The 26,973-nt window shown below is 40.7% G+C and carries 22 protein-coding genes and 1 pseudogene; 19 read left to right on the forward strand and 4 right to left on the reverse strand.

Features of this window, described 5'->3' with window-relative positions; translation table 11 throughout:
- Positions 1-110 precede the first annotated feature (110 nt).
- From ACYCSE_RS22555 to ACYCSE_RS22590, 8 genes are all read left to right on the forward strand, one after another.
- The gene (locus ACYCSE_RS22555) at positions 111-1,346 is read left to right on the forward strand and encodes an oligosaccharide MFS transporter (RefSeq protein WP_459700016.1); all 1,236 of its coding nucleotides are present in this window, start codon (positions 111-113) and stop codon (positions 1,344-1,346) included.
- Positions 1,347-1,357: 11 nt separating this feature from the next.
- The gene (locus ACYCSE_RS22560; RefSeq protein WP_459700018.1) at positions 1,358-2,839 is read left to right on the forward strand and encodes a glycoside hydrolase family 32 protein; all 1,482 of its coding nucleotides are present in this window, start codon (positions 1,358-1,360) and stop codon (positions 2,837-2,839) included.
- Between the two features lie 915 nt (positions 2,840-3,754).
- Positions 3,755-3,823, forward strand: coding sequence for a hypothetical protein (locus ACYCSE_RS22565; RefSeq protein ID WP_250262072.1), 69 nt, complete (start codon positions 3,755-3,757; stop codon positions 3,821-3,823).
- 22 nt (positions 3,824-3,845) lie between these two features.
- Complete coding sequence (locus tag ACYCSE_RS22570; protein WP_254351536.1) at positions 3,846-3,956, forward strand: hypothetical protein; 111 nt, start codon at positions 3,846-3,848, stop codon at positions 3,954-3,956.
- Between the two features lie 11 nt (positions 3,957-3,967).
- Complete coding sequence (locus ACYCSE_RS22575) at positions 3,968-4,309, forward strand: hypothetical protein (protein ID WP_459700020.1); 342 nt, start codon at positions 3,968-3,970, stop codon at positions 4,307-4,309.
- Positions 4,310-4,511: 202 nt separating this feature from the next.
- A complete protein-coding gene (locus tag ACYCSE_RS22580) occupies positions 4,512-7,940 on the forward strand; it encodes a GH32 C-terminal domain-containing protein (protein WP_459700021.1) in 3,429 nt (1,142 codons plus the stop codon).
- Between the two features lie 87 nt (positions 7,941-8,027).
- Positions 8,028-8,498, forward strand: coding sequence for a hypothetical protein (locus ACYCSE_RS22585; RefSeq protein WP_061828408.1), 471 nt, complete (start codon positions 8,028-8,030; stop codon positions 8,496-8,498).
- A 188-nt stretch (positions 8,499-8,686) separates the two neighbouring features.
- Positions 8,687-9,604 (forward strand): prenyltransferase/squalene oxidase repeat-containing protein, encoded by a 918-nt coding sequence (locus tag ACYCSE_RS22590; RefSeq protein WP_250268378.1) that lies wholly within the window; start codon positions 8,687-8,689, stop codon positions 9,602-9,604.
- A 345-nt stretch (positions 9,605-9,949) separates the two neighbouring features.
- Here ACYCSE_RS22590 and ACYCSE_RS22595 read toward each other — a convergent pair whose 3' ends face one another.
- On the reverse strand, positions 9,950-11,158 hold the full coding sequence (locus ACYCSE_RS22595; RefSeq protein ID WP_459700024.1) for an IS110 family RNA-guided transposase: 1,209 nt from the start codon (positions 11,156-11,158) through the stop codon (positions 9,950-9,952).
- A gap of 405 nt (positions 11,159-11,563) precedes the next feature.
- On the opposite strand from ACYCSE_RS22595, the gene ACYCSE_RS22600 reads away from it, so the two are divergent.
- Positions 11,564-12,205 carry a hypothetical protein gene (locus ACYCSE_RS22600; protein ID WP_459700026.1) on the forward strand — a complete coding sequence of 214 codons (642 nt, stop codon included), beginning with the start codon at positions 11,564-11,566 and terminating at the stop codon, positions 12,203-12,205.
- Positions 12,206-14,227: 2,022 nt separating this feature from the next.
- Here ACYCSE_RS22600 and ACYCSE_RS22605 read toward each other — a convergent pair.
- Positions 14,228-14,581: a winged helix-turn-helix transcriptional regulator gene (locus tag ACYCSE_RS22605; protein WP_061828404.1), complete on the reverse strand. Its 354-nt coding sequence runs from the start codon at positions 14,579-14,581 to the stop codon at positions 14,228-14,230.
- A 484-nt stretch (positions 14,582-15,065) separates the two neighbouring features.
- On the opposite strand from ACYCSE_RS22605, the gene ACYCSE_RS22610 reads away from it, so the two are divergent.
- From ACYCSE_RS22610 to ACYCSE_RS22630, 5 genes are all read left to right on the forward strand, one after another.
- Positions 15,066-16,193 (forward strand): NtaA/DmoA family FMN-dependent monooxygenase, encoded by a 1,128-nt coding sequence (locus ACYCSE_RS22610; RefSeq protein WP_459700029.1) that lies wholly within the window; start codon positions 15,066-15,068, stop codon positions 16,191-16,193.
- A 38-nt stretch (positions 16,194-16,231) separates the two neighbouring features.
- Positions 16,232-17,197: an NAD(P)H-dependent flavin oxidoreductase gene (locus tag ACYCSE_RS22615; RefSeq protein ID WP_250268921.1), complete on the forward strand. Its 966-nt coding sequence runs from the start codon at positions 16,232-16,234 to the stop codon at positions 17,195-17,197.
- Complete coding sequence (locus ACYCSE_RS22620) at positions 17,172-17,456, forward strand: SDR family NAD(P)-dependent oxidoreductase (RefSeq protein ID WP_254351508.1); 285 nt, start codon at positions 17,172-17,174, stop codon at positions 17,454-17,456. The genes ACYCSE_RS22615 and ACYCSE_RS22620 overlap by 26 nt, the downstream gene beginning before the upstream one ends.
- 107 nt (positions 17,457-17,563) lie before the next feature.
- Positions 17,564-18,304: an oxygen-insensitive NADPH nitroreductase gene (gene nfsA, locus ACYCSE_RS22625; protein WP_459700032.1), complete on the forward strand. Its 741-nt coding sequence runs from the start codon at positions 17,564-17,566 to the stop codon at positions 18,302-18,304.
- 124 nt (positions 18,305-18,428) lie between these two features.
- Positions 18,429-18,854 (forward strand): MarR family winged helix-turn-helix transcriptional regulator, encoded by a 426-nt coding sequence (locus tag ACYCSE_RS22630; RefSeq protein WP_254325618.1) that lies wholly within the window; start codon positions 18,429-18,431, stop codon positions 18,852-18,854.
- 357 nt (positions 18,855-19,211) lie between these two features.
- Here ACYCSE_RS22630 and ACYCSE_RS22635 read toward each other — a convergent pair whose 3' ends face one another.
- Positions 19,212-19,640, reverse strand: a complete 429-nt coding sequence (locus ACYCSE_RS22635; RefSeq protein WP_061828399.1) for a MerR family transcriptional regulator — start codon at positions 19,638-19,640, stop codon at positions 19,212-19,214.
- Positions 19,641-19,809: 169 nt separating this feature from the next.
- Here ACYCSE_RS22635 and ACYCSE_RS22640 point away from each other — a divergent pair, with 169 nt between their 5' ends.
- Entirely contained in the window at positions 19,810-20,931 is a 1,122-nt protein-coding gene (locus ACYCSE_RS22640; RefSeq protein WP_250268388.1) for an NADH-dependent flavin oxidoreductase, read from the forward strand.
- A gap of 288 nt (positions 20,932-21,219) precedes the next feature.
- Here the strand turns inward: ACYCSE_RS22640 and ACYCSE_RS22645 are convergent.
- A pseudogene (locus ACYCSE_RS22645) lies at positions 21,220-21,546 on the reverse strand (Tn3 family transposase); the annotation flags it as partial.
- A 549-nt stretch (positions 21,547-22,095) separates the two neighbouring features.
- Here ACYCSE_RS22645 and ACYCSE_RS22650 point away from each other — a divergent pair.
- The 4 genes from ACYCSE_RS22650 to ACYCSE_RS22665 all read left to right on the forward strand — a co-directional run bounded on the left by ACYCSE_RS22650 (position 22,096) and on the right by ACYCSE_RS22665 (position 26,971).
- The gene (locus ACYCSE_RS22650; RefSeq protein ID WP_061828396.1) at positions 22,096-23,064 is read left to right on the forward strand and encodes a LacI family DNA-binding transcriptional regulator; all 969 of its coding nucleotides are present in this window, start codon (positions 22,096-22,098) and stop codon (positions 23,062-23,064) included.
- Between the two features lie 303 nt (positions 23,065-23,367).
- Entirely contained in the window at positions 23,368-24,321 is a 954-nt protein-coding gene (locus tag ACYCSE_RS22655; RefSeq protein ID WP_459700036.1) for an ABC transporter permease, read from the forward strand.
- 13 nt (positions 24,322-24,334) lie between these two features.
- On the forward strand, positions 24,335-25,231 hold the full coding sequence (locus ACYCSE_RS22660) for a carbohydrate ABC transporter permease (RefSeq protein ID WP_061828394.1): 897 nt from the start codon (positions 24,335-24,337) through the stop codon (positions 25,229-25,231).
- Positions 25,232-25,345: 114 nt separating this feature from the next.
- Positions 25,346-26,971 carry an ABC transporter substrate-binding protein gene (locus tag ACYCSE_RS22665; RefSeq protein ID WP_459700038.1) on the forward strand — a complete coding sequence of 542 codons (1,626 nt, stop codon included), beginning with the start codon at positions 25,346-25,348 and terminating at the stop codon, positions 26,969-26,971.
- Positions 26,972-26,973 lie beyond the last annotated feature (2 nt).

Consider the following 26,973-nt stretch of genomic DNA (forward strand, 5'->3'; position numbering starts at 1 on the left):
TAGAAATATGTCAAGCGGTTGACATATGAAAGCGGTTGACATATAATCGATCTGTAAATACGGAAGTGCTTTCATTTACATTAAATGTTTAACTTAGAGGAGCGTTCGATATGAGAAAGTCAAAGAGCTTGTACTGGAAACTAAGTGCCTATTTCTTCTTTTTCTTCTTTACTTGGTCAGCAAGTTACTCATTGTTCTCCATCTGGCTAGGGCAAGAAATTAGTCTGAATGGTGCTGAAACAGGTGTTATCTTTACTGTAAACGCTATCTTTGCGCTATGTATGCAACCGCTTTATGGCTATATATCAGATAAAATTGGATTGAAGAAGCATATTTTATTTCTAATCAGTTCTTTACTCTTATTTGTTGGTCCTTTCTATATCTATATCTATGGGCCGTTACTTCAATACAATGTATTTCTCGGCGCCATTGTAGGTGGATTATACTTGGGTATTTCTTTTTTGGCAGGAATCGGAGCCATCGAATCTTATGTCGAGAAAGTCAGCCGAAAATATGACTTTGAATACGGAAAATCTCGTATGTGGGGCTCGCTAGGTTGGGCAGCAGCAACATTTTTCGCTGGTCAGCTCTTCAATATCAACCCTAACATTAACTTCTGGATTGCATCCGTATCTGCTGTCATTCTGTTTATCATTATGATGACAATTAAAGTTGAAATGACAGATTCCGAGATGGAGCGAGCAGAATCTGTTAACTTTAAGCAAATCGGCTATTTGTTTGCAAATAAGCATTTATGGTTCTTCATTTTATATGTTCTTGGTGTTACCTGTGTTTACAATGTGTATGACCAACAGTTCCCGAATTACTTTTCATCGACGTTCTCAACGGTTGCTTTAGGCAATCAAGTTTACGGTTACTTAAATTCCCTACAAGTATTCTTGGAAGCAGGCATGATGTTCTTAGCGCCTTTCATTGTCAACAAAATTGGAGCAAAAAAGGGGCTGATATTGGCAGGGTTCTTGATGGCGTTCCGGATCATGGGTTCAGGCTTAGTTATTGGACCTTATGGTATCTCAGCTATGAAATTGATTCACGCATTGGAACTGCCAATCATGCTGATCTCCGTATTTAAGTACTTGGCTGCTAATTTCGATACGCGTCTGTCTTCGATCCTATATCTGGTGGGATACCAGTTTACGAGTCAGGTAGGAGCTTCGATCTTCTCGCCAATCGCCGGTATGTCTTATGACATTAGAGGCTTTGCAAATACGTACGTGATTATGGGTGTTTTCGTATTTGCCTTTACAACAATCTCAATCTTTACCTTAAAGAAAGAACCGAAAAAGCTGAATCCCAAGCCTAACAAGCTTATTGAAACAGCATAGGAGGAAGACAGATGAACACATATAATAACAATACGAAGCAAGCTGAGGAAGCATTGAAACAGGCAGAAGCGAAAATGAACAAGCGGTACCGATTAGGTTATCATATTATGGCACCAGCAAACTGGATTAACGACCCAAATGGATTAATTCAATTTAAAGGTGAATATCACGCCTTCTATCAGCATCATCCTTATGATGAGAACTGGGGTCCAATGCATTGGGGTCACGTGAAGAGTAAAGACCTTGTACATTGGGAGCATTGTCCGATTGCATTAGTACCTGGAGATGCGTGTGATCTTGATGGCTGCTTCTCAGGAAGCGCAGTAGATAATAACGGCGAACTGACATTGATCTATACTGGCCATCACTATATTGATCAACCAAACAATATCTTTTTCCAAAATCAAAATGTGGCAGTAAGCACAGATGGCACTCATTTTACAAAACTAAGGCAGAATCCCGTAATCGCTGAACCTCCGATAGATAGCTCCCAGCATTTCCGTGATCCGAAGGTATGGAAGCATGAGGATACATGGTACATGATCCTAGGTAATAGCACGAAAGAAGATCTGCCGCGTGTTATTCTATATACATCTCCTGATCTTAGAACTTGGACCTATCATGGTGTGCTTCTGCAGGGAGATAAGAATATGGGCTTCATGTGGGAGTGCCCTGATTTCTTTGAACTGAATGGTAAGCATATATTTATGTTCTCCCCACAAGGTATTGATGCGCAGGGAGATAAGTACAATAACTTGTTCCAGACGGGATATTATGTTGGCGATTATAATTATGATAGTAATGAATATAAGCATGGAGAGTTCATCGAGTTGGATAATGGTCATGACTTCTATGCGGTTCAAACTTTTCTAGATGCTCAAGGTCGCCGCATTGCGATTGGTTGGATGGATATGTGGGAATCGGATATGCCGACGAAAGCAGACGGCTGGTGTGGAGCAATGACGATCCCGCGTTTAGTTACGTTGGGTGACAATAATAAAGTACTGATGAATCCAGTAGAAGAAATGAAGTTGCTTCGTCAAAGTAAACATATTTTGTGTCAATATGGCGCCATTTCTGGAAGTTACTTTAAGGAAGTTGAAGCCGACCTACTTGAACTTAAGGTAGTGTTCGACCTCACGAAGTCAAGTGCAGACATGGTAGGCTTGAAGTTTCGTGGAACAGGTCTAGAAGAAACAGTTATCACATATTCTATTCCGGATCAGAAACTTATGCTTAATTGTTCTAAATCAGGTAAGAAGACAGATGGAGTACGTCAAACAGCCTTCAATGCTGGGGGGCAGCTGACATTGCATGTATATCTGGATCGCTCATCCATTGAAATGTTTGCGAATGAAGGACAAGCTACGATGACAAGTCGCATCTATCCGAGTGAGAAATTGCTAGGCATAGAAATCATAACGGAGGGTGGAGAGGCTCTAGTAAATGAATTGACCTATTGGAAATTGAAAGATATATGGCAAGCTGAATAACTCGATGAAAAGATTGCAGTTCATATTATGTAAAAGAAAAGTAAGATTTTATCTCGCTAAATTACTTAAGATAATCGGATTAAAGACGACACTGCAGAAAATATGTAGTGTCGTTTTTTTAAGGCGATAGAATTAATATTTTTTCAAGGCAAATGAGTGGATATTTAGTCTTGAATGAAGAAGCATAAAATTGTAAAAATCAGAGGTGAATAATAAAATAAACATGAGCATCTTAGTCACCATTTATCAAAATAGGGTGACTAAGGTGTCAAATAAAGTTGTGAGTTCTGAAGCAAGGGCGTTCATGGATTAATGAGCGTCCTTTTTTCGTTCCTGGTTGCAACCTAGGCTTGGTTTAAGGGAGGGTTCCAGATAGGAAAGAAATCTCACCGTCTGCAGGAGCATCGGACGTGTTGCAGCTGCCGCGGTCAGACCAAAAGCTTGGTTCCTTTGCCGGAAAGAACAAGAACTTGTGAACATTTGTAGATACATTTAGTTTACAAAATAAAGAAGGACGATTAGATAAAATTAAATAAAAGTTTCCGTTTTCGAGTGATTTAATATATTTTTGTGCAAATGTAAAATAAACAAGCTCATTTATCTAAAAATATGTGAAATGAAGTAAAAAAAGATTGACAAATGCACACTATTGGATTATTTTGGTTCATAAGAAATACATTTTTCAGGTACACTAAGCAGTTATTTGCACGCATTCCAATTTAGTTGCCAAGCTAGTTGAATCACTTCTATTAAGATCCTAAATAACCTAAAAGGAGGGTGAGTAACATTAAAGAAATACATTTATCTGGTGAGATGAGTAGCAGAAAAGGAACCAGTGAATATTTTTTATAAAAATAAATACAGTCCCAATTACACTATTAGCCGAAGGAAAATTAGATGAATGATCCCAACGGCATGGGTTACCATGAAGGAGAGTACCACCTGTTCTACCAACATACCCCTTATGATACACAGGCAAGGTAATCCTGTTTTGTTCCCAACGAAAATGCTAGACTTTCGTGATCCGAAGGTGTTTTGGTATGACGAATCGTCAATGTGGGTAATGGTTCTTGCCGTAAGAGACCATGTAAAATTTTTATACGTATTCCAATCTTAAGGCATGGTTTTTTGCAAGCGATTTCAGCTCTGATATTCCGGGTATCCATCGAGGATATTTTTGAATGTTCTGAGGCATTTAAAATCCAAGTGGATGAAGATCCCAATATCACTAAGTGGATTCTTATGCTAAGTGTCGGGGATAGAAATGGTGTGAATCCAAACGATTCAGAACCACCGGCAGGCGGCCGTGACCTGGGATGGCATTCCGAACGAGGACGTACGAAAGATTTGGGTCGGCTGGATGAACAATTGGCGTTATGCTTCCACTCTTCCTTCAGAAGAATGGCGTGGTCACATGTCAATCCCCCGAGAGATACTAGCTTAGGACGTATTCGGAGGGAATTTGCTTAATCCAAACACCCATAAGTGAATTAAGTCAGCTAAGAGCTGTTCCCGTTGATTCGAAAGGCTGTGCTACATAACCTGAACGGCTATGTCAGCTCTAGTGTCATACTGGATCACATTGTTGATTATATTGTGCTGCCAGGACTCGTCCAGTTAAGCTCGAGTTGCTGACCGCTACTTTCAATTCCATTAGAAAAGAGGGTAAGGAATGAAAGATAAATCTAAATTCGCAATATGTCTTCTGATGGCAACGGGGTTAGCTCTGACTTCAATGGGCGTTTTTACATCTAATCCGGCTACGGGTTGGGCTGTGTTCGCTGATCAGGAAGCAAGTAAACAGGCAAAGGAGGAGCTTTCTATTTTTGAAAACGCTATCAAATCAAACGCCAATTTGACAGGCTGGCAAGTGAAAGGGAAAGGGTTATTAGAGTATACTTCAGAAGGAATCTTGCTGACTTCGCAGCCTAAAGAAAATGTAACGGCCATCTCCGAGACGGTGTCCGATGATTTTATCTATGAAGCTGATGTCAAGATCAGGGATACGAAGGCAGTCTCAACGTTGTTGTTCCGTTCTAATGAGGATGGCTTTAGCTCGTACATGCTCCAAATCATTCCAGGTACAGGTCTGATTCGGTTAAGAGATGCAAGGAATGGAGATGGGAAATTAAAGGAGGAGCGTAAAGTTTCTGTTGAAGCGGGTCAGATCTATCATCTCAAAGTGAAGGCAGTGGGTTCCTCGCTAAAAGTATATTGGGGCAATCAATATAAACCTTTGATTGATGTTCAGGACATTACGTATCGAAGCGGAAAGCTAGGACTTCATGTATGGGATGGATCCGCCTTGTTTTCGAACATCGTGGTGAGCGATCTGAAGGGTAATTTGGGTACAGTGGTTGCAAGTAAGGGAAAATGGCAGCCTGATATCAGCGGCAAAAGAGGGACGATAGCACATGAGAGCAAGGCACAGCAAATCTATAACAAACAGGCGGCTGATATTGTGTATGAAGGGAATATTACCCTTCTTCCTGATTCTGTTGCGGCTCTCGCATTTCGTTCCTCCGCCGATGGAGCTGATGGATATGAAGCTACTCTTACGAAGGAAGGAGATCAGGTCCGTGTAAGTTTGACGAATACGAAAGGAACAGTAATTGCAAGTTCACTGCGTACTTATCCGAGTCAGATGGGAGCCAAACATCATGTGGAGATCAAGGCAAAGGGAAATCGAATTCAGGTCTTCCTGGACGGATACACTACGGCCGCGATTGACGTGAAAGATTCAACCTACACGAATGGAAATACCGGAATCGTCGTCAAACAGGGGACGGCTTACTTCCAGGATACTTATGTGACGGAATCGAGCCAATATTATAACGAAATATATCGTCCTCAGTATCACTACACGCCAATACGTGGTTCAGCAAGTGATCCGAATGGACTTGTCTACTTCGAAGGGGAATATCATCTCTTCCATCAGGATGGAGGCACATGGGCGCATGCTGTCAGTAAAGATTTGCTGAACTGGAAGCGGCTTCCGATTGCACTTCCGTGGAATGATCACGGACATGTCTGGTCTGGATCGGCTGTTGCGGATATGACGAATGCATCCGGTTTATTCGGGGATTCAGGAGGCAAGGGCCTTATTGCATATTATACTTCCTATAATCCGGATGGCCCGAATGGGAACCAGCGTATAGGTATGGCATACAGCAAGGACCAAGGTCGCACTTGGGAATATTCGAAGGACCGTCCGATCGTGATCGAGAACCCAGGTAAGAGCGGAGAAGACCCTGGGGGTTGGGATTTCCGCGATCCGAAAGTGATCTATAATGACGAGAATAACCGATGGGTTATGGTTGTGTCCGGAGGAGATAATATTCGTTTCTATACGTCAACGAATTTACTTGACTGGACATTGACAGATAATTGGGGATACGGGGATTACGTCCGCGGAGGTGTATGGGAATGCCCTGATTTGTTCCAGCTTCCGGTAGACGGAACGTCACAGAAGAAGTGGGTTATGATGATCAGTACGGGAGCGAATCCAAAAACTGGTGGATCAGATGCCGAGTATTTTATTGGTCATTTAACAGCTGATGGTAAATTCGTGAATGATAATCCGGCGGGTAAGGTGCTAAGAACAGATTTTGGTAAAGAATTTTACGCTTCGATGTCTTTTGCTAACATGCCTGATCATCGCAGAGTGATGATGGCGTGGATGACGAATTGGGACTATCCGTTCGCTTTCCCAACGACGAATTGGAAAGGTGAACTAACCATTCCGAGAGAAGTATCATTGGTAACGACCGAAGATGGAATTCGGATGGCACAAAGTCCAATTAAAGAATTGGAATCATTGCGTAAACCATTGTACTCTGCTTCTAACAAAGGGGTGAGTCCTTCTTCCGGGAACCTGCTAAAAGGCATTATTTCAGGTGCTTACGAAATTGAAGCTGAAATTGAAATCCCTGAAGCCAGCACAGTGACCGAGTTCGGCTTTAACCTTCGTGAGGGTGCAAATCAGAAGACGGTTGTGGGTTATACCGCAAGCGAGAGTAAAATGTTTGTGGACCGAACTGCATCTGGAGTAACGGACTTTTCCAGCCTTTTCAATAAAAAGCATGAAGCGCCGATGCAAATGGAGAATAATCGGGTCAAGATGCGTATTCTTGTGGATGAGTCTTCCGTTGAAGCCTTTGGTAACGGCGGCAAAGTCGTCTTTTCAGATGTTATATTTCCGAATCCAGCCAGTAGAGCGATGAGTTTTTACGTGAAAGGCGGGAATGTGAACGTTGTTTCCTTGAAAGTGCATCAACTTCAATCCGTCTGGAATGAGGACATTAATTCAAAAGCTCAGATAAAGATGGATACGAGGGTTCGGGAACTGGGTATAGGGGAATCGGACACACTGCAGGCAATGGTCGAGTACAGACCAGGTTTTGGCGTTCAACCGCTTAAGTGGGAGTCCAGCAATAAAGAAGTAATAGCCTTAGACGTGGTAGACAATTCACAGGCGGTTATTGAGGCGAAAAAAGAAGGGGAGTCCACGATCACCGTATCTACTCCGAATGGTAAAGCATCCGCTAGTGTGCTCGTTAAAGTCACAGGTGGTGAGTTCCGGACAAACCTGAGTGGATGGACCAAAGATCTGTCTGCTGCTTCATGGTTAGTTAGCGAGAATGGGATTCGTGGTAATTATTTCAGCGATGCGAATTATATCGCTAAAGAGAAGGCTGGGAATTTTACGTATGAAGCAGACATGATGCTTGGTGAAACAGGAGGAGCAGGTTCTATTTTGTTCAGGGCTAGCGAGGATGGGCGCAGTGGTTACTATCTGAATCTAGACCCTAACATGAAGGCGATCCGTCTGTTCTATAAAATTAATGGAGGATTTGAAGAACGGCAGGTTCTTGCGAAAGTACCGACTTTCATTCAGCCATGTCAAACTTATAAGGTGAAAATAGAAGCGAATGGGCCGCATATTGTAGTTTATGTGGATAGACAAAAAGTCATAGATGTAATGGATGGCACTTTTGCAGAAGGCCACTTTGGACTTCATGTATTTGGCGGCTACGCATCTTATCAAAACGTCAATGTGAGCAACGATGAACCTGCAAACATCATCATGTCAGCCTTGTAAATGCCGCAGCACAGAAATCGATTTATACAGTAAATTACTTCTTCTATCGTTGAATAATTAGGGTCGAATATAGATAGGAGGGTTTATATGAAGAATACAGTCTTGTTATTCGTTATGGCACTAACTCTTATATGTATAGTTGGTTGCATGGGTGTTCAGCCAAAAAACAAGGACCTTGAGGGAGAGAAACCACCAAAGGTTCAAATTCAGATTGATAAACGAATGTACAAAACAAAACTCGGCACATATTGCTGGACAACATCATGTGTGGATTCAGCTGGTCCAGTTGAACTTTTAAAAGGAAAAGAACCGATTCCAGTAAAGCCTGGTGATGTTGTAAAATTCCTTATGAATTATGAGCCCCAACCGAATAAATTTCATGTCGAGCAATTCTATGAAGGAAGACTTACAGAAGTTTTATTGAAAGAAAATAGTTTTCAAGTTCCTACAGAAAAAGGGACATATTTTTATTCATACGGGGTATGGTGGATGGATGAAGATGTAGAGAACCAATCTCGTGGCGATGCGTTTTATCATTTTGCCTTAAAGGTCACCTAGAGATTAAGATAATTAACGCAACACGAATGGTCTCATAAGAATAGGTTGCCGTAATATCGGCTGCCTGTTAAGCTAACGGGCAGGATGGGTTAATAACATATCGAATTTTTTAAGAGTGGAAGGGTATACAAGATGAGCGTTGCTTAACTGAAGCATGAAGTAGAGGTAATCAAAAAGGAGATACCCAGATGGAAACAAATCAAAATATTCGTTTAGCAATCAAAGAATCTATACAGTTCCTTGAATCTACTCCCCATTTGGGGATGACTCACGGCGAGTGCAGCCGTCGAAAATGGGATGGAGCTTGGTGGCATATGGCTGCTCTTTATGAAATGGGAGAGGTGAAACTAATTCCCGAGTCTGCTATTGTCGGAGCAAAATATTTACTCGAAACTCAGGTCTGGCCGACCTTCATCATATCCGCCGATGACCATCCTACAAGTGAAAGTGATAAGATGAAGATGGATTGCTGCCATTGTGAACTTGCCGTATACTATATGATTCTAATGGCGTATGGCTGTGATTTGGACAAGGAACTGCCTTGGATTCGCGAATGGCTCTTAAAGCATCAGTTACCTGATGGCGGGCTGAACTGCGACCCTGAAGCTTATACTCATTCTAAAAAGAGCTCTATTGTTTCAACACTTCCTCCGCTTGAAGCTATCTTATGGCATACAGACCGTGAATTTACTGAACAGGAAGTCGTTTTCTTAGATGAAGGCGCACGTTATTTAATTGAGCATCGTCTTGTATGTTCTAAACAAAATAGAAGCGTCATCGATATGGAATGGCTGAAGCCTTGCTTTCCGAGGTTTTTTGAATATGATATATTACGCGGCATGTCCTTCTTGGCAGAATGGTCCCGACGTAGGAACAAAACACTGCCGGTCGGGCTGCTTATTGAAGGATTGGAACGATTGAACATCTTCAAGGAAACAGGAGGATTGCGAATCGGTAGACAAGTCTTTGATCCACGAGGCCCGTGGAGTGGGCAACCCTTTCCCTTGTTAGAAGCAGTGGCTGGCATTGGTGACGTTTCGCCTTATCTAACCAAACAGTTGGATCGAGTTATCGAACGATTGGGACCGGAGTATACCTATGCATAAAGACTTCCTTTAGAAGGGAGTTCATGGTGGAAGAGGAAGTGACCAGGATGAGGAAGGCTTAGAGGGGAAAGTTGCAAATTTCACATATGTAAAAGATTGTCTAAACACACTGATTGAAGCCGTAAAACGGGAAGCAAAAGAAGAGGTCTTTGTTGAGGCAACTCAATAAACTAAACCATGAGGCTGCCGTGGATTGAATGGCAGCCTTGTTACGCTATACCAGCTAATAGCTTGTCAAGATTACCAGTAAAGTGATTCTAAATCATGTGGTATAGTTAAAATGAGCATGCCAAATAACCCTCCAATTTCCGTTGTGTCTTGGAAGGTTATGCCAATAATAATCTTTTAAATTGGACGAAATTCCTTTTTGTTTTTCAAGATTGCATAGAGCCAATGGACGAGCTTATTTGCACATGCGATTAGAGCTACTTTATGTGGTTTTCCTTCTGCTCTCTTGCGATCATAGAACGCTTTGATTCGCATATTTCGGGAGCGTATAAGCCCACACTGGACAGCCATTACCAGTGTGTAACGCAACTGCCTGGAACCACGTTTCGTGATTCGATTTCGAGTTGCTGTAAATTTACCGGAAGCAAAGACACTCGGGTCAATGCCTGCAAAAGCCACTAACTTTTTAGGATGATCAAATCGGTCGACTTCTCCAATTTCAGATAAAATTGTTGCAGCAATTTTATGCCCAATACCGGGAATCGACTGAATTAATTCATACTCTTCAATTTCTTCAGCCAGAGCATCTATGTTCTGTTCCAGTTCAGCAAGATGCTCTTGGTACTGAAGAATAAGGGTAATAAGAACTTTCAAATTGATTAAGTGGCTTGCATACATGGTTTGCTGAAATGGGTTTTGCTTTGCCGCGTCTAGCAGTCGCTGAACCCGTTGGTTAATCCAGCCCTCTGAACGCCCCCGTTTCGAAGAAAGTAGTTCTTTCATCTTAGCTTTGAGTGTGATTTCATCCGTCTGCAAAACTGAATATGAGGTTGGAAATTTACTTAAAAACCGTAGTGAAATACGGGAATACATAGCTCCAAAGACGCCTTTGTAAGCTGGGAAAACCTGATCTAAAACGGCTTGGAATTGCAGCTTCGTCTGTACACACATCTTTGAAAGGGACTCATACTGTCTTGTAAGATAGCGCAGATTGAGAAGTTGCACACCTCTTTTCTTAAAAGGTTCAAACTCTTCCTTGTAGTACAACTCTCCCAATAGGTAAGCGTCCGCAGCATCCGTCTTTACTTTACGAAGTTGAGACTTTCTAAGCCGATTTGAGATGAGCGGATTAATGACAATGTAAATGTAGTGATGTTCTTCTAGGAACTGAACAACGGGACTTTGGTAATGGCCGGTTGCTTCTAGAATAAGTAGAGGACGTAGTCTGGATGCAGCCTCAACATCCTTCAAAACTTGATGTAAATTTGCTAGGCCATCACGAGTGTGCTCGAAGTGGAATGTCCCTCTGAAGGGCTTTTCGCGCGCTAAAAAGGCTTGTCCATGACTTTCTTCTTTTGAAATATCTAGACCGACAACTGGATTCATTTCATCTCTCCCTGTAAGTTTAGATTCCCCGGCATCCCTAAGGTTCTTCTTGTCGCTCCATAGCATCGCTTGTTATACGGGATCTTACGTCCCAACCAGCCTCAATCATGGTCATGACAAGTAGGGCGAACACTATAGCGCTCGGGATCAAGTCCCACGGGCAGGTACGTTCGACCAGGCTACCTTAATCCTCTATGCAAATGAAAAAAGGATCAACCAGAAAGAACTGGTTGATCTCATAATACGAACGGGCAGGATAACGAGAAGGAAGGAATTAACTAAAATATGTCGAATACGATTGATTAAGATTATGAAAGGGGGATTTACTATGTGGTTTTACAGTTACAGAAAACCAATAAGAATCCGTCACCTCCCTCAATATTAAAAAAATTGAGGAGGATTACAATGAAAATAAATGATGAATATTTGAAGGAACAATTAAAGCATGTATATTGGTTAAATGGTGGTTGTTGTGCAGGGAAGTCCACAATGACAAAGAAATTTGTTAAAGAGTTAGGATTTCAAACACTGGAAGATAACGTGATGAAGTACAGACCATTCACCAATCCAGTTGAATACCCTGCCCTACAGTATCCTCATTCAGGTTTAGATTGGGATAAATGGTTCAATAAACCCAATAATGAACATGTTCATTGGCTTTTTCAAATTGTCGAAGAGATGATGGGATTTTTTGTTACGGATTTGTTGAAAATGCCTACTGATAAACCAATCATTATAGACTTAGGAATTATGCCCGAGCGTATATTACCCTTTATTCCAAAAGAAAGAATGATTTGCCTTTATACTTCTGACGAAGAAATAGAAAGGCTATATTTCTTTAGAGAAGACCATAAGATGATTTTGGATGTTATTAATCTTACATCAAATCCAGCGGCAACAATCGCAAATGGCAATAAAAACATGATTAGATTTTCTCATGATGTAAGAAGTGCCTGTATTCGAAATGGCATCAAAACACTGGAAAGAACACCCGAATTGAGTGTTGAAGAACAGTTTAAATTAGTTTGTGAGCATTTTGGATTATGAGATAAAAAAAACAATTGTTGATTTCATTGGTAGGTAACATAATACAGGCTGCCCTTGGTTGGCAGCCTGTTGAACTAACGGGAAACAATAGTTTAATAAACGAAAGAAGGTAGCTGCCAGTGTGATTGGTTGGCTACCTTGGCAGGCGGAAAGGGTACTGAAGTATTTTGAAGAGGTGGAATATGATTCGAGGAGTAATCATCGAAGGGTTATCTACTGCAGGAAAAACGTCAGTATTTTCTACGATAATGAGACTACATAGTCAAACTCACAATGCTGAAAAAACGATAATTGCAATAAGTGAACATTTTTCGCAAGTCTTACATTCATGCCATGGTATATTAAGATCGATGGAAAAGGATGAACATGTTCAGCTTTTAAATCGTCATGTTGATTATATTGAGCAACAATACAACTAGATTGATTCACTTGGTCATATGAACCCAACAAACGGTGTATTTTATCTTTTAGAGAGGTTTCACGTAAATCATCGAGCAGCATTTGTAAATTCTGTAGAGTGGGGCATTTTTTCTAATAAAATTGAGAGTAACAGAATTTCGTGCTCGTCCATCCACACGGTGAAAAAAGCCATCTATTATAGATGGTCAGAGTGTCGAGAAAGTCCAGAGGACTTTTCGACACTTCTATTTTTATATGGGGAGACGCATCTTTTAAAACAAAAATCGATTTAAAACGATCTGAGGACCCTAGTTTTTAGACCACTAAGACAGTTTTAAACCCCCTGCAAAAAAACAGGGGGTTTCTCGACAATCTGGCCATCTATTATAGATGGTTTTTGTTTTGGTTTCAGCATTGGCTTCATCTCTAGGGTGAAAATTCATAATTTAATGTAAGGAAGGCTGACGATATTACTCGACAGCCTTCAGCGGTATATAGAGGCTTTATTCTAGCTTCATTCTAAAGCTATAGGAAACCCTCTAGATTGGATGAGATTTTTTGAGATACCGAGATTAAAAGCTTATGTGTTTTGGTTTGCAATGATCGTAGCGGTGATCGGTCTGGTGATCCCGTTCTTTATCCGCCGAGTGATTGTAAGATAAGCTTCAGCGGTAACTTCACCGCATTAATCATTTTTATTCAATCGGAGGAAAGTAGCCTGGGCACTAGGGGATTTAATTCAGGCGGAAAAAGATAAACATTGGGGACTGTCGGAGGCGGGCGTGGGAACCATTCGACGCGCGCATTCCGTTAAGCCGCTTATGACGGCCATCGAGAGCGATTCGTTGTGGTGAAGATGTCCGGAAGACGAACTACTGCCTACGTTAGAAAAACTCAGCATTGGCTTCGTGGTACAGCCCATTGGGAAAGGGTTATCTGAGCGGAACTTAGCGGCTTTTTTGTTTTGAGGAACCAAGTTTTTCCGAGTTGAGGACAAGAACTTGGTTCCTTTTCCGAAAAGGGAACTTGCTCCGATTACCGATTTGATTAACATCTAATAGCAAACAAGCCAGGAAGACTGTAGGAAGAGACAATAGCGTGATGGTATTCATACTCATTGCAGAAATGTTTTAGGATGATTCGTTAAATAGTAATTTGAGTTCAGAAATACAAAAAGAACTTCTCGTACCGGCTGACGAAAAAGCCAAATGATATCTATAGAATACCAGCTATCCCATATGCCTCGAGCCCAGCAGAAATGACTGACCATACATGCCAATACTTACTGCAAAACCCACATATCTATGCAAGAGGGCCATGAATAAGAAAGCGGTATAGGAAGCATTGAAAAAAATTGTAATTTTGTGCTTGCTGAATGCAGGCACCCTTTATGATTAACGCGCTTTTCTTTGTGACGCATAAACATAAACAGCTTCCATGCGCTTTTTTGCTTCACCATATAGACCGTAAAAGGCAACCATATTAACTGTGAAATCGGTTGTATAATTTCCTTGCTCATTCGCACGGATTGCGTAGAAGAAGTTTGGACAAAGACTTAAATAAAAATGTTTTCTTTGGATTCAAAAATTTTCGGTAATAAGCTTGTTTGGAAACTTCATCAGATTAAGGTTTTTCGCCGTATTCCTTACCGAATTCCTCCATCTTCTCAAGGATCGGTAGTAATTTGATTCCCTTGCCTGTTAATGAATACTCTACTCGCGGAGGAACTTCCGGATAAACATTACGTTTAATAACTCCATCGTTCTCCAACTCTTTAAGCTGCTTTGTGAGAGAGCCTTGTGATAAACCTCCAAGAAATTTTTTTATATCCGTATAACGGCGTGTTTCTCCTTTTAAATACCATAATATAAAATATTTCCAACGTCCTGAAAGAACATTTTGGGTAAATGCTATCGCGTACATATCCCTTTTTTCATCCATAAATTCTTTATCAAATCCTTCATTACAGACCCTCATTGATATCACTCCTAATCTTAAGGTACAAAAAGTTGTACTATGTTCATTTATATTGCCCTCTTTGCAAATGAACATAATGACTTTATGATTGTGTCAACAAACCAAAACAATTAATTTTAATTAACCTAAAATGCGAAAGGATAATGTTCTTGTTTTCGTTTTATAGTTTAATAGGGTAACTAAGATTGTGTTTTTATATTTAGTAAGCTAAATAAATATAACACAGAAAGGATTTACTGATAAGTGAATACAGGAAATAGACTACAGCTTTCGATTTTAGACTTCTTTCATGTCTATAACGGAAGTGATGCTAAGAAAAGTCTCCAAAACATTAGGACTTCTGCAGCTGATGGCTGGACCATGTGGGCATTGCTAAGGTCCAGAGAATTATTGGGGTAAATGATTTTCCAGAGCAATTAGATAACCTGCTTTCCTTTTTTGACTGTAACTTTAAAGAACCTCATGAAAGGGAGATCATTCAACAATGGAAGGAAGAAAGTTAAAAATAGGAGGGTTTATTGATGGCGTTGGTTGGAATTACACGGGATGGAGACACCCCGCTATTCCAGCAGATGCCAGTGAAAATATTGATTACTACGTTCAAAAAGCCAGGCAACTTGAACAGGGAAGGTTCGACCTCCTCTTTTTAGCAGACGTAAGTCATATTGGACCTGGCATGATACCACACTATCTAAGCATGTTTGAGGGCGTATCTATTTTGTCTGCATTGAGTATGGTGACTCATTCCATTGGCTTGACCGCAACAATAGCTACTTCATATGCTGATCCATATACTGTTGCTAGACAAATAGCCTCACTCGACAAGATTAGCAAGGGCCGAGCAGGATGGAATGCGATCACCTCTAATCCGGGAGGGTTAGCCAATTACAGTCGGTCCCATTTAAGGAAAGCAGATCTTTATCCCATGAAAAAGGAGTTTTTAGAGATTGTTGAAGGCCTCTGGGATTCGTACGAAGACGATGCATTCATACGTGATAAGAAAAGTGGGGTATTTTATGACCCGAGTAAGATGCATCCAATAAATTATACCGGGAATTACTTTTCAGTGGAGGAACCATTAAATGTTAGTCGATCTCGACAAGGCAGACCGGTCATCTTTCAAGCCGGTACTTCCTTGGAATTCATGGATATAGCTGCACAGCATGCCGAAGTCATCATGGCTCCTGTAGATCAGTTTGAATATCTTAAGAGATTCACTACTGAACTTAAAAGAAAAGTGCAAAATCAAGGGCGTTCACCAAACGATCTACTGATTATGCCTTCACATAGCCCCATCGTTGGGGAAACGGAAAAAGAAGCCTTAGAAAAGCTAAGGGAAATCGAATCATGGATGCCTAAAGGTTATAGATTGCCAAAGCCTCAATTGATGGGAGCTGCGGAGAATGTTGCAGAAAAAATAGAACATTGGTATCGAGAGGGCGTTATGGATATCTTGCTCATAAGACAGGATCATCCAGCCGGATTTGAAGATTTTATCCGATTGGTAGTTCCCATCTTGCAAGATAAAGGCATCTTCCGCAAGGAATATGAGGACGGCACACTTCGAGGGAATTTGGGTCTACCTTACCCTGAAAACAGGTATACGAAGTAATAATTAAAATTTTTTTTAAAAAAGAGGAGAAATCAATCATGAAAAACCGAATTACAGAACTACTGGGTATAGAATATCCTATTATTTCAGCTGCAATGACCTGGGTAACCTCTGCGGAATTTGTTGCAGCAGTTTCCAATGCAGGTGGAATGGGTGTGTTGGGGCCAAATGCTGGCCAAACGGAAAAAGCAACAAGTGCAGAGGATATGGCAGATCGACTAACGAAGGAAATTCGCAAGGTTAAAGCATTAACGAATAAACCATTTGCAGTAAACTACATTTTCCCAATGGGAGGGGCTAAAGAAGACCCATTTACTAATGCAGTTTTTGATGTATTGGTAAAAGAAGAGGTGAAAATCGTTATTGCCATTGGGCTAAATGTGGTCGATCGTGAACTGAAACGGCTTAAAGAACAAGATTTTAAGGTAGTGTACAGAGACTTAAGTCCAACTGTAGAGAAGCTTGTAGAAGCCGAGAAATCAGGAGTGGACGCACTCATCGTTACAGGTTATGAAGCTGGTGGCCATATGAGTGATTATAAAATTAGCACTCTTTCCCTTGTTCCACAAATCACTTCACTTGTAAAAATCCCTGTTATTGCTGCTGGAGGAATTATAGATGGTCGGGGAGCGAAAGCAGCACTATCTATGGGTGCAGAAGGTGTGTACATGGGGACAAGGTTCATAGTAACTAAGGAAAATCCGGCTAGCATAGAAACAAAAAAAGCCATCATTAAGGTGAAAAGTGAAGAGTTTATTGAATTTAAGTCAGACGTAGGACATTTGAGAACCATTCCTACAGAAGCGGGCAAAAAAGCGTTAGAACTCATTAATCAAGGAAAGCCTTCAGAAGCATATAAGTATTATGGAGAAGGGTTCAAAATTGGAATGTTAGATGGCGATCTGGTTAATGGGACCGTAAGTGTATCCGAATCAGCCGGTGGTATTCAGCACATTCTAACGTGTCAAGAAGTGATTGATGAAATTGTTAAAACCATCGGATGAAGATCTCAAAATTTTTTCCCTACAGTTTGCCACTGATCAAATTCGGATAAATCTAATTCAACCAGGACCTATACAAACAAACATTGTGACTAAAGCTCTAAGTGAAAAAGAAATTGAAGAACGGGTACAAGAAGTTCCCATCAAAAGATTAGGGCAGTCTCAAGAGGTATCTAACCTTGCTTTGTTTCTTGCGAGTGATGAAGCCTCTAATATAACGGGTGCTGATCATGTAATTGATGGAGGATTGTCTGTGATGTAACGTAATATTGAATTGAGTTAGTATATGAGGCCACCTATAACTAAGACTTCATTGCTATTTTTGCTAACACTTTTATTTATGATAATAATATTGAAGGAGATATTCATATGAATAATACCCTTAAATTACTTCATAATCATACGTCCATTCGTTCTTATACAAATCAACCACTGACACAAGAACAACGAGAAGAAATCTTTAAGGCAGCTAATCAAACATCATCATTCAGTCTTTTGCAGGCCGTTTCTATTATTAGAATTACAGATCCAGATCTTCGAAGAAAGGTGATGCAACTTTCGGTTAATCAACCTTATATTGAACAAGCTGCAGAGTTCTGGATTTTTTGTTCAGATTTCCACCGGAATCATCAAATAGCTCCTGAAGTTGACCTTGAATATATAGAGTTCCTTTTAATCGGCTCATTCGATGCCGGGCTTATGGCACAAAATGCTTTAACGGCAGCAGAATCCATGGGACTTGGTGGCGTTTTTATTGGTGGGGTGAGAAGTAACATTAACGAACTATCTGACATTTTGAATTTACCGAAGTATGTGATCCCTTTGGTGGGGTTATGTATCGGTTATCTATCTGGAGATAAACCTGAACTCAAGCCCAGATTGCCGAAATCTATGATTTTACATGAAAACCAGTATCAAACACTCGATAAACTGAAATTAGCAACTTATGATAAGACCATGTTGAAGTATTATGAAAATCGACCTGTAAAGGCCCCTTTCTCAGCGAAAAAAGTAAAAGGATGGAGTGACCACATCCATGATCATCTGCAAAGAAGTATTCAGCCACAAATGATGGACTATCTCCACAAACAGGGATATGCCAAAAAATGAAGCAGGGAAGAAACTTTTTTGACTAGAAGGAAAGGAAGTTCATCATAAATTAATTTGACACATCAAATTCGTCGTGATATAGTTAGCCCGCTAAATAACATTCGAGTCGAGGGATGATGAATTAATGACAGATCAAGTGGATTGTGATATTCGTCAATCGTTAGATCGAATCTCCTTCCAAATGCGTCGAAATTATAGTGAATCTCTCAGGGAACTTAACCTTTATGTAGGGCAAGATAATTTGCTGTATCGTCTGTGGTTGGGTGATGGGGTAACACAAATGCAACTATGTGAACACTTAAAATGCGAACCGCCTACGGTAACGAACATGGTTAAATCATTGGAGCAGAACGGATTTATATATCGTAAACGTGATGAACAAGATGCAAGGATAATGCGCATTTTCCTAACGGACAAAGGCAAAGAATTAGAGACACCGGTTGAGATCAAATGGAGACAACAGCAGGAAAAACTACTTCAATCCATTTCTACGGAAGATCGGCTGATATTAAGACAATTAATGCAACAAATGGAGAATAATCTATCATGAGTTCTCCATCTTTTTTAATATATTTGCAAGCTAAACATTACTGATTTAATAACACAACGAGAAAGGGTGCATTATTATTGGCTGCATCCCTATGTGTAATCATCCGAAGAAGGGGTAGTACCAGCGTCGCTGTCACAAGGGCAAAGTAGATGGATTAATATGTTAAATATAAGTGCTGGGAATTTCGCTATGATTGGAGAAATACCAGCGTCTCAAACGTATGGAATAAACCTACATTTATCTTGTTGGGTTGTTTACGTAATGGGCAAAGACAGAGCTAGGCTGCCGACATTGATCGGCAGCCTAGTCTTAGTTGGAGATTGAACTATCGTTTCCCGTTAGCGCAAATACATTACATTAATTCACCGTCTTAATCTCCAGGCCGTGACCGTGACATTTAAAGTTATAGTTAGGGTTTTTCATAACCTCTTCTTTCTGAAGTTCATACATGGCAATTTTATAGTTTATTTCTTCCATGTGTTTAAAACTTTCGTCAATTTTCTTCTGAAGTTCCAATTTATGCTGTATCAACATCTCCTCTCTTTGTAAAAAGGTGCTATTCCCCAATTCATAAAGTTCCTTGTAATCCTTGATTTTTGAAAGAGGCATTCCTGTCTCTTTGAGACAACGAATAAAAGAAATCCAATCTATTTGTTGTTGGTTATAAACTCTACGGCCTTTTTCGTCACGAGATATATTTGGTAATATCCCCTGCTCTTCATAAAACCTAAGTGTTTTTGCAGATACATTTAAATTCTCCACTACGTATGTCATTGAATACAACATCTACTTGTCCCACCTTTAGTTACAGTTACTGTAACTAAATATATATCATAAAGAGAATGAAAGCACAACAATTCTATATGTAATCATATAAAAATAAATCCTTGACCTACTGTAACGGTAACCAATTACACTGAAACAGAAAATAAAATATGATAGCGAGGTTAAAGAAATGAATCAAAAATATAGTAGGTTATTTGAATCCTTCACATTCAGAAGTGGAATAACAATGAAGAATAGAATTGTTATGGCACCTATGACAACCTGGTCAAGTAATGACGATCTTACCATTTCGGATGACGAAGTAAAGTATTACAAACAAAGAGTGAATGGAGTAGGACTCGTCATTACAGGGTGCACTCATGTTACACCGAATGGACAGGGTTTTACGAATGAATTCGCCGGGTACAATGATGAATTTACTCCAAGTTTACGAAAATTAGCTGAGGCAGCGAAAAGTGGAGGCTCTCCTGTGATCCTACAGATTTTTCATGCTGGCAATAAAGCTTTGCCCGAATTGGATGCAGTTAGTGCGAGTGCATTGCAACCCGAAATTACTAATTTAGGTTCAACTCCAGAAACAAGAGAACTATCACATGAGGAGATTTTGTCGATTGTACGTGCTTTTGGAGACACAACAAGACGAGCGATAGAAGCCGGATTTGATGGCGTCGAAATTCATGGGGCACATGGATTTTTAATTCAAAACTTCTGGTCGCCAGCAACGAATCAACGGACGGATCAATGGGGAGGATCACTTGAAAATCGCTTGCGTTTTCCATTGGCGATTATTAACGAAATCAAAAATGTCATTGAAAAGCATGCTACAAAACCATTCATTTTAGGATACCGATTTTCACCTGAAGAATCCTCCAAAGTGGACGGATTACGTATGAAAGACACGTATGAATTAATCGATATTCTTGTTGAACAGAATTTGGATTATATACATGCTTCATTAGATAATGTGTCTTCAAAGCCAGTAGATAGTCAAGATGAAAAAACACGGCTTGAATTAATTCTTGAAAGAGCAAACGGTAAGGTACCTGTGATGGCTGCTGGTTCCATAATAACACCGGATGATGCTCTTAAAGCTGTGGAATTAGGATTGCCGCTAGTTGCCATTGGGCATGCGTTAATTATGAATCCTACTTGGGTTGAAATGGTCGCAAATGGACGAGAAGCCGAGGTAGATTCTAAGTTGAACGTTTCAAAACTCGACCAGCTTAATATTCCAGAAAAACTCTGGAATGTAATTCAAGCAATGCCCGGTTGGTTTAATATTGGGAAATAAAAAGTAGTCCTAAAGGCTACTCAGATTGACGAGAAACCCACGTCTTTTATGAGACTTCGGGTTTCTTTTGCTAATTCTAAGGTGCTCCGTCCATCCGTAGTTCGGTAGGGCAATTCTACTGTTGCGGACACACATACTGCGAATGTTTCGATCTTGAAGGGGTACCGCCAGCAAAACGCAGATTTACAACGCTAAGGAATTCTGAGTACAAAAATAGCCGGTTTTCACACGTTAAGGGTGTAACCGGCTTTTATGCTATCCTTGGTTCAGCGGACGTAATGATTCTAAGATACTAGGCGTTGCATCAGCCATTTTTGTTAAGCCTATATTGGTACCCATAGCCATGAGCGATGCCAGAACAATCGGTTTTTCTTCGGATTTAGGTTGACGATTGGTTGAAGCATGAATGAATTGCTCGTCAAACCCAGTCCAACTTGCTACTTCTAAAAGTAGGTCTGTTAGCTTTACCCGTGGCAACATGCCGTAGAGAGCAGCGCTATATTGTTTCGCCTCTTCTGGAACATCTTTTTCAAGCCGATTAATATGTAGTCTACCTTTTTCAACGTTTACTCCATCAAGCGCATCGATGTTGTCACCAATCCACTGTAATCGACGGAAGCTACCATACGTGCCAACAGAGGAAGAACTTAAGCGTTATTACGAAGTAGTCTGGAAGTCGAAAAATTTCCAGGACATGTTGATTGTCAAGACACTCATATCATTTTTCACAGAAAATATGTAAATGGATATTGCATTGATGTAAACCGGAAGAGCTCGAGAGAAGAACCGGTCTCTAAAAGGAGATTTTATTTTTTTGAAGAAGAAATAATAGATGTGATTATCTATTTTACACTGCGGTGGCGGTCATTTTGATCGCCGTTTCTAATACAATAAAAGCTACAGTTCGCATCAACCTTAATCTGAAATAATTAAGTTCTAATTTTATAGAGTTGCCTACATGTTTGTGTCGCTTCGAAAAGTACATTGTGTAAGTTTGTAAAAAAATAGAATAAAAAGCGAATAGGTGTGATTGAATCAGGTGGCACGAAATTCATATGTGGGGTAGGCAATGAAAAAAGTCAGAAAAAAAGCGCTTCAAAAAATAATTGAAACGTTTCCAACTTAGTGCTATTATAATTCCCATAAGAGAGATGGGGGGGTTAAATGCCAAGTATTAGAGATGTAGCTAAGATAGCTGGTGTTGCTGTGGGAACGGTGTCCCGCGTTATTAATAACTCGGGCTCTGTAAAACCAGATACACGAAGGAAAGTGGAGAAAGCTATACAAGAACTCAATTATTTTCCTAATGAAGTCGCTCGAAATTTTAAAATGAGGAAATCCAAGATGGTAGCCTTGCTGCTTCCAAGTATCTGGCATCCTTTTTTTTCTGAACTAGCTTATTACATTGAGGATGAGTTGGATCGGGAAGGCTTTAAGCTCATGTTGTGTAATAGCGGCGGCAAGCCCGAAAAGGAACTGTATTACCTGGATATGCTACGGCAAAACAAAGTGGCTGGTATTGTCGGCATTACTTACAATGATATAGAAAATAGCGTAAGCAATGACATTCCGATTCTAAGTATTGATAGGCATTTCAACAAAAAAATCACTTGTGTAACCTCCGATAATTATGAGGGAGGCCGTCTAGCTTTGAGGGAACTTGTTAAAGCAGGGGCCCAGAAACCGGCTTTTATGGGAAGTGTAACTTCCGTTTTTAGTGAAACCATGAATCGAAGAAAAGGTTTCATTGATGAGGCGAAAAAATTAGGTGTAGACTATGTTGTATACGAGAAACCAGATCCTATTGTGGATGACGAAGCCTATTTTGGCGAATTTCTATCTAAGCATCAGGATGTGGACGGCATTTTCGCTATTACCGATATGTTTGCCGCCAAATATATAGAAAGAGCAGGTAGGCAGGGGATTCGTATTCCAGAGGATGTAAAGGTCATCGGTTACGACGGCATTCAGGATCATCGTTATTTTCATCCGATATTGTCTACAATCAGGCAACCAGTGGAGGAGATGGCACGTTTGACAATCAGACTACTGTATCAAAAGATCGATGGTATAACTTTAGATCAGCAAGTGTATCGTCTCCCCGTTATCTTCAGACAAGGCGAAACTACATGATTTTAATTGTAAAGATATTAGCTCGTAAAGTCGGATCACAGTCTGGATATGCAAACTTGACTTTTCTTTTAGAAAATTGGAAACGTTTCATTTTACAATCAGACTACTCTGTTAAAAGATCGAAGGAATAAGTTGAATCAGCAAATGTATCATCTCCCGTTATCTTAGGCAAGTTTTTTTACATTGGAAAAACTTCAACTCATTCGGTGGATTTATGGTATGGATCACTGACTGACGTTTTTCTTATAATAAATTGGAAACGTTTCAAAAATGAAAATATCCTTTTACAAGAAAGGGAGTGTAATGGTGAATTCAAGAACTAGTGAGTTGGATCATTCCACGATCAAGCCAAATCGCAAAATATGGAACCAGGTCAAACGTGATTATGAACTGTATCTGTTTTTGTTGCCAATCATTATTATTTATCTCGTATTTAAGTACTATCCGATGTATGGAATACAAATTGCTTTTAAGGATTTTTCACCAAGTCGGGGAATCTGGGGAAGCGAGTGGGTAGGCTTTAAGCACTTTATTGATTTTTTCGATTCCTATAACTTCTGGACGATTATGACGAATACACTTACACTCAGTGTTCTATCGCTTGTGTTTAGCTTCCCAGCTCCGATTATTATAGCGATTATGTTGAATCAGATGCTGGGCAAAAGATACAAGAAAATTGTACAAACTGTAATTTACGCACCACACTTTATTTCTACCGTAGTGCTCGTCGGTATGCTTAATGTTTTTCTATCTCCAAACAGCGGAATCGTGAATCACATCATCACCTTGTTCGGAGGAGACCCCATTATGTTTTTGGCCGACGAAGGTTGGTTCCGTCCTTTGTATATTTTATCAGGGGTTTGGCAAGAGACAGGTTTTGCTACCATCATTTACCTTGCTGCACTGGCAGGGGTCAATCCAGAATTGCATGAAGCCGCGATTATGGATGGAGCAAGCAAATGGAAGCGCGTAATGCATGTGGATATTCCAAGCATTTTGCCGACGATCGTCATCTTATTGATTCTCGCACTCGGTAACATTATGGGCATCGGTTTTGAAAAGGCTTTCCTTATGCAGAACGATTTGAATTATGCCACTTCCAATATCATTCCGACCTATGTTTATGAAATCGGGATTCAAAAGGCACAATACAGCTTTTCTACGGCAATTGGACTGTTTAATTCAGTGGTAAATATTATCCTGATAATCACCGTCAACCGGATCGCCAAAAAGTTGACTGAAACCAGCCTGTGGTAAGGGGGAGTTCATTTTGAATCAATTATTAAAGAGAAAAAGCAAGGGAGACATGTGGTTTGACATCGTCAACTACTTCATGTTGACCATAGTTATGCTGCTTGTATTATTCCCGTTGTATTTTGTGCTGATTGCTTCACTTAGTGACCCCAATCTCATCTACTCAGGAGAAGTATGGTTTTTTCCAAAGGGTTTTACGCTGGATGGATACGGGCGGATATTTAGTGATTCATCTATATGGATTGGTTATGCCAACTCGATTTTATATGCGGGTCTAGGAACGTTAATCGGAGTAGCCGTGACCGTATGTGCAGCTTACCCGTTAGCTCGTAAAGGACTGGCGGGAAAATCGGCGATTATGTGGTTTTTACTGATCTCCATGTTTTTTAGTGGAGGGCTGATCCCAACCTATTTGCTGATCAAAGATCTTCACATGCTGAATACGATCTGGGCACTTGTTATTCCTGGAGCGGGAGGTGTGTTTAATGTCATTATCGTAAGGACTTTTTTTCAGTCGACCATCCCAGATGAAATGTGGGAGGCAGCTTCAATCGATGGTTGTTCCAATACCAGATTTTTTTGGAGCATTGTATTGCCTTTGTCTAAGTCCGTTATAGCCGTAATGGTACTATATCATGTTGTCGGCTTCTGGAATGGTTTCTTTGACGCTTTGATCTACTTGAACGACGAAAACAAGTATCCGTTGCAACTGGTTCTGCGCAACATTCTTGTCCAGAATCAGGCCAACTCGGGCATGATGATAGACGTGGAATCTTACGCAGCGAAGATGCGCGTTACAGAGCTTATCAAATATGGTGTCATCATGGTATCCAGTCTACCGTTGCTGATTTTGTATCCTTTCCTGCAAAAATACTTTGTTAAAGGCGTGATGATCGGCTCGATCAAAGGCTAACATTGTCATGGTGCCTGAAAGGGGGAATGTGCAACAGAATCGATAGATCCAGCATTCAGACAAGGGCAAGGGAAGTTTTCAGCTTGTGGAATGACATAAAGGAGGTTATGTACGATGAAATTATTCAAAAGTGCTGGAATTCTAATGCTGGCCGGAGTGTTTGCACTTAGCGGATGTTCGGGAGGCGGTGGCGAGTCAAAAAATCAGATGGTAAATCCGGATCAGGATGCGAATTTTAATAAAACCGGTCTTCCGATTGTTAAAGAACCGGTGACCTTAAAGATGGTCTCCCCGAAAGCTGCTTTAGCGCCGGATTACTCGAAAATGGAAATTTTTAAGCGGCTGGAAAAACAAACAAACGTAAAGATTGACTGGGAAAACATTCCAGACACTGACTTTGCAGAGAAGAAAAATTTGTTGTTGGCCAGCGGAGATTTGCCAGACGCATTTTACGGAGCCGGATTCACAGATTACGATCTAATCAATTACGGTAAAGACGGAACCATCATTCCGCTGGAGGATTTAATTGATAAATATGCGCCTAATTTGAAAGCGCTTCTCGATCGTCGGCCTGACATTAAACTAGCCATCACAGCACCAGACGGTCACATCTATGGGCTGCCGTCGTGGGAAGAGAATAAGCTCGATACCAACCCCTTCTTTCACATCATCAATAAAAATTGGCTCGATAAGCTGGGCCTGAAAGTACCTCAGACGCTGGATGAATACACTCAGACTTTGATTGCCTTTAAAACGAAGGATCCGAACGGCAATGGCAAGGCTGATGAAATCCCATTAAGCTTTATGCATATGCAGTGGTGTAGTGACATTGCCGGCATATTCGGAGCTTTCGGTCTTCCGGATAATTTGGAACATCGGATTGTCCGCGAAGGTAAAGTGATCTTTACCGCTTCGCAACCTCAATATAAGGAAGCATTAAAATATATTCATGATAACTGGTATAAGCAGGGCCTGATTGACCGTGAATCGTTCACCCAGGACGCTGCTCAGTATTTAGCAAAAGGCAAAACACCAGATGAAACGCTTGGCTCCTATGTTTGGTGGGAAGTCGAAGAGGTTGTCGGACCGGAGCGTAGTAAGGATTATGCTCTGCTGCCCCCGCTTAAAGGTCCAAATGGAGATCAAATGATCGGCCGCAGCAACGGCGGCGGTCCAGGACGAGGTGGCTTCGTGATTACAAAGGAGAACCGTTATCCGGCAATGACGATGCGTTGGATCGATCAACAGTATGATCCTTACATGGCGGCTCAAATTCACTGGGGTCCGTTGGATGTCGTATTCAAGAAGGACGATAAAGGAAAATTGGTGAACCTGCCGCTTCCTGAGGGAGCCTCCGCAGGTGAATTCCGTCAAAAAGTGGCTCCAGGCACAGGAAATCCGGGCGTCATTACTTTCGATGACTTCGGAAAAGTTGTTGATATGGAACCCCGGGCTCAGAAGCGTGCTGATTATTTGGATAAATATTACACTCCATATATGACAAAGGAAAACTATCCGAGTATCTTCTTTGAGCCGGATGAACTAGATAAAATCAATCGGATTGAGCCAGAACTTATTAAATATGTAAATACCCAAAGAGGCAAGTTCATCGTCGATGGCGGCGTGGATGAGCAGTGGGACCGCTATGTGAAGACACTGGAGAAGATGGGTCTGAACGAATTGATGGAGATCTATCAAAAAGGGCTGGACCGTTATAATGCAAATTTAAAAAATAAATAATC

It is taken from the genome of Paenibacillus sp. SEL1, assembly GCF_054602535.1.

Bases quoted from the DNA above. Each gene is read 5' to 3' on its own strand.
- ACYCSE_RS22635 (WP_061828399.1), bottom strand. From the start codon at position 19,640: ATGTTGTATTCAATGACATACGTAGTGGAGAATTTAAATGTATCTGCA.
- ACYCSE_RS22650 (WP_061828396.1), top strand. From the start codon at position 22,096: ATGCCAAGTATTAGAGATGTAGCTAAGATAGCTGGTGTTGCTGTGGGA.
- ACYCSE_RS22640 (WP_250268388.1), top strand. From the start codon at position 19,810: ATGAATCAAAAATATAGTAGGTTATTTGAATCCTTCACATTCAGAAGT.
- ACYCSE_RS22605 (WP_061828404.1), bottom strand. From the start codon at position 14,581: ATGAGGGTCTGTAATGAAGGATTTGATAAAGAATTTATGGATGAAAAA.
- ACYCSE_RS22560 (WP_459700018.1), top strand. From the start codon at position 1,358: ATGAACACATATAATAACAATACGAAGCAAGCTGAGGAAGCATTGAAA.
- ACYCSE_RS22615 (WP_250268921.1), top strand. From the start codon at position 16,232: ATGAAAAACCGAATTACAGAACTACTGGGTATAGAATATCCTATTATT.
- ACYCSE_RS22620 (WP_254351508.1), top strand. From the start codon at position 17,172: ATGAAATTGTTAAAACCATCGGATGAAGATCTCAAAATTTTTTCCCTA.
- ACYCSE_RS22585 (WP_061828408.1), top strand. From the start codon at position 8,028: ATGAAGAATACAGTCTTGTTATTCGTTATGGCACTAACTCTTATATGT.
- nfsA (WP_459700032.1), top strand. From the start codon at position 17,564: ATGAATAATACCCTTAAATTACTTCATAATCATACGTCCATTCGTTCT.
- ACYCSE_RS22600 (WP_459700026.1), top strand. From the start codon at position 11,564: ATGAAAATAAATGATGAATATTTGAAGGAACAATTAAAGCATGTATAT.
- ACYCSE_RS22570 (WP_254351536.1), top strand. From the start codon at position 3,846: ATGCTAGACTTTCGTGATCCGAAGGTGTTTTGGTATGACGAATCGTCA.
- ACYCSE_RS22665 (WP_459700038.1), top strand. From the start codon at position 25,346: ATGAAATTATTCAAAAGTGCTGGAATTCTAATGCTGGCCGGAGTGTTT.
- ACYCSE_RS22630 (WP_254325618.1), top strand. From the start codon at position 18,429: ATGACAGATCAAGTGGATTGTGATATTCGTCAATCGTTAGATCGAATC.
- ACYCSE_RS22595 (WP_459700024.1), bottom strand. From the start codon at position 11,158: ATGAATCCAGTTGTCGGTCTAGATATTTCAAAAGAAGAAAGTCATGGA.
- ACYCSE_RS22655 (WP_459700036.1), top strand. From the start codon at position 23,368: ATGGTGAATTCAAGAACTAGTGAGTTGGATCATTCCACGATCAAGCCA.
- ACYCSE_RS22555 (WP_459700016.1), top strand. From the start codon at position 111: ATGAGAAAGTCAAAGAGCTTGTACTGGAAACTAAGTGCCTATTTCTTC.
- ACYCSE_RS22580 (WP_459700021.1), top strand. From the start codon at position 4,512: ATGAAAGATAAATCTAAATTCGCAATATGTCTTCTGATGGCAACGGGG.
- ACYCSE_RS22610 (WP_459700029.1), top strand. From the start codon at position 15,066: ATGGAAGGAAGAAAGTTAAAAATAGGAGGGTTTATTGATGGCGTTGGT.
- ACYCSE_RS22590 (WP_250268378.1), top strand. From the start codon at position 8,687: ATGGAAACAAATCAAAATATTCGTTTAGCAATCAAAGAATCTATACAG.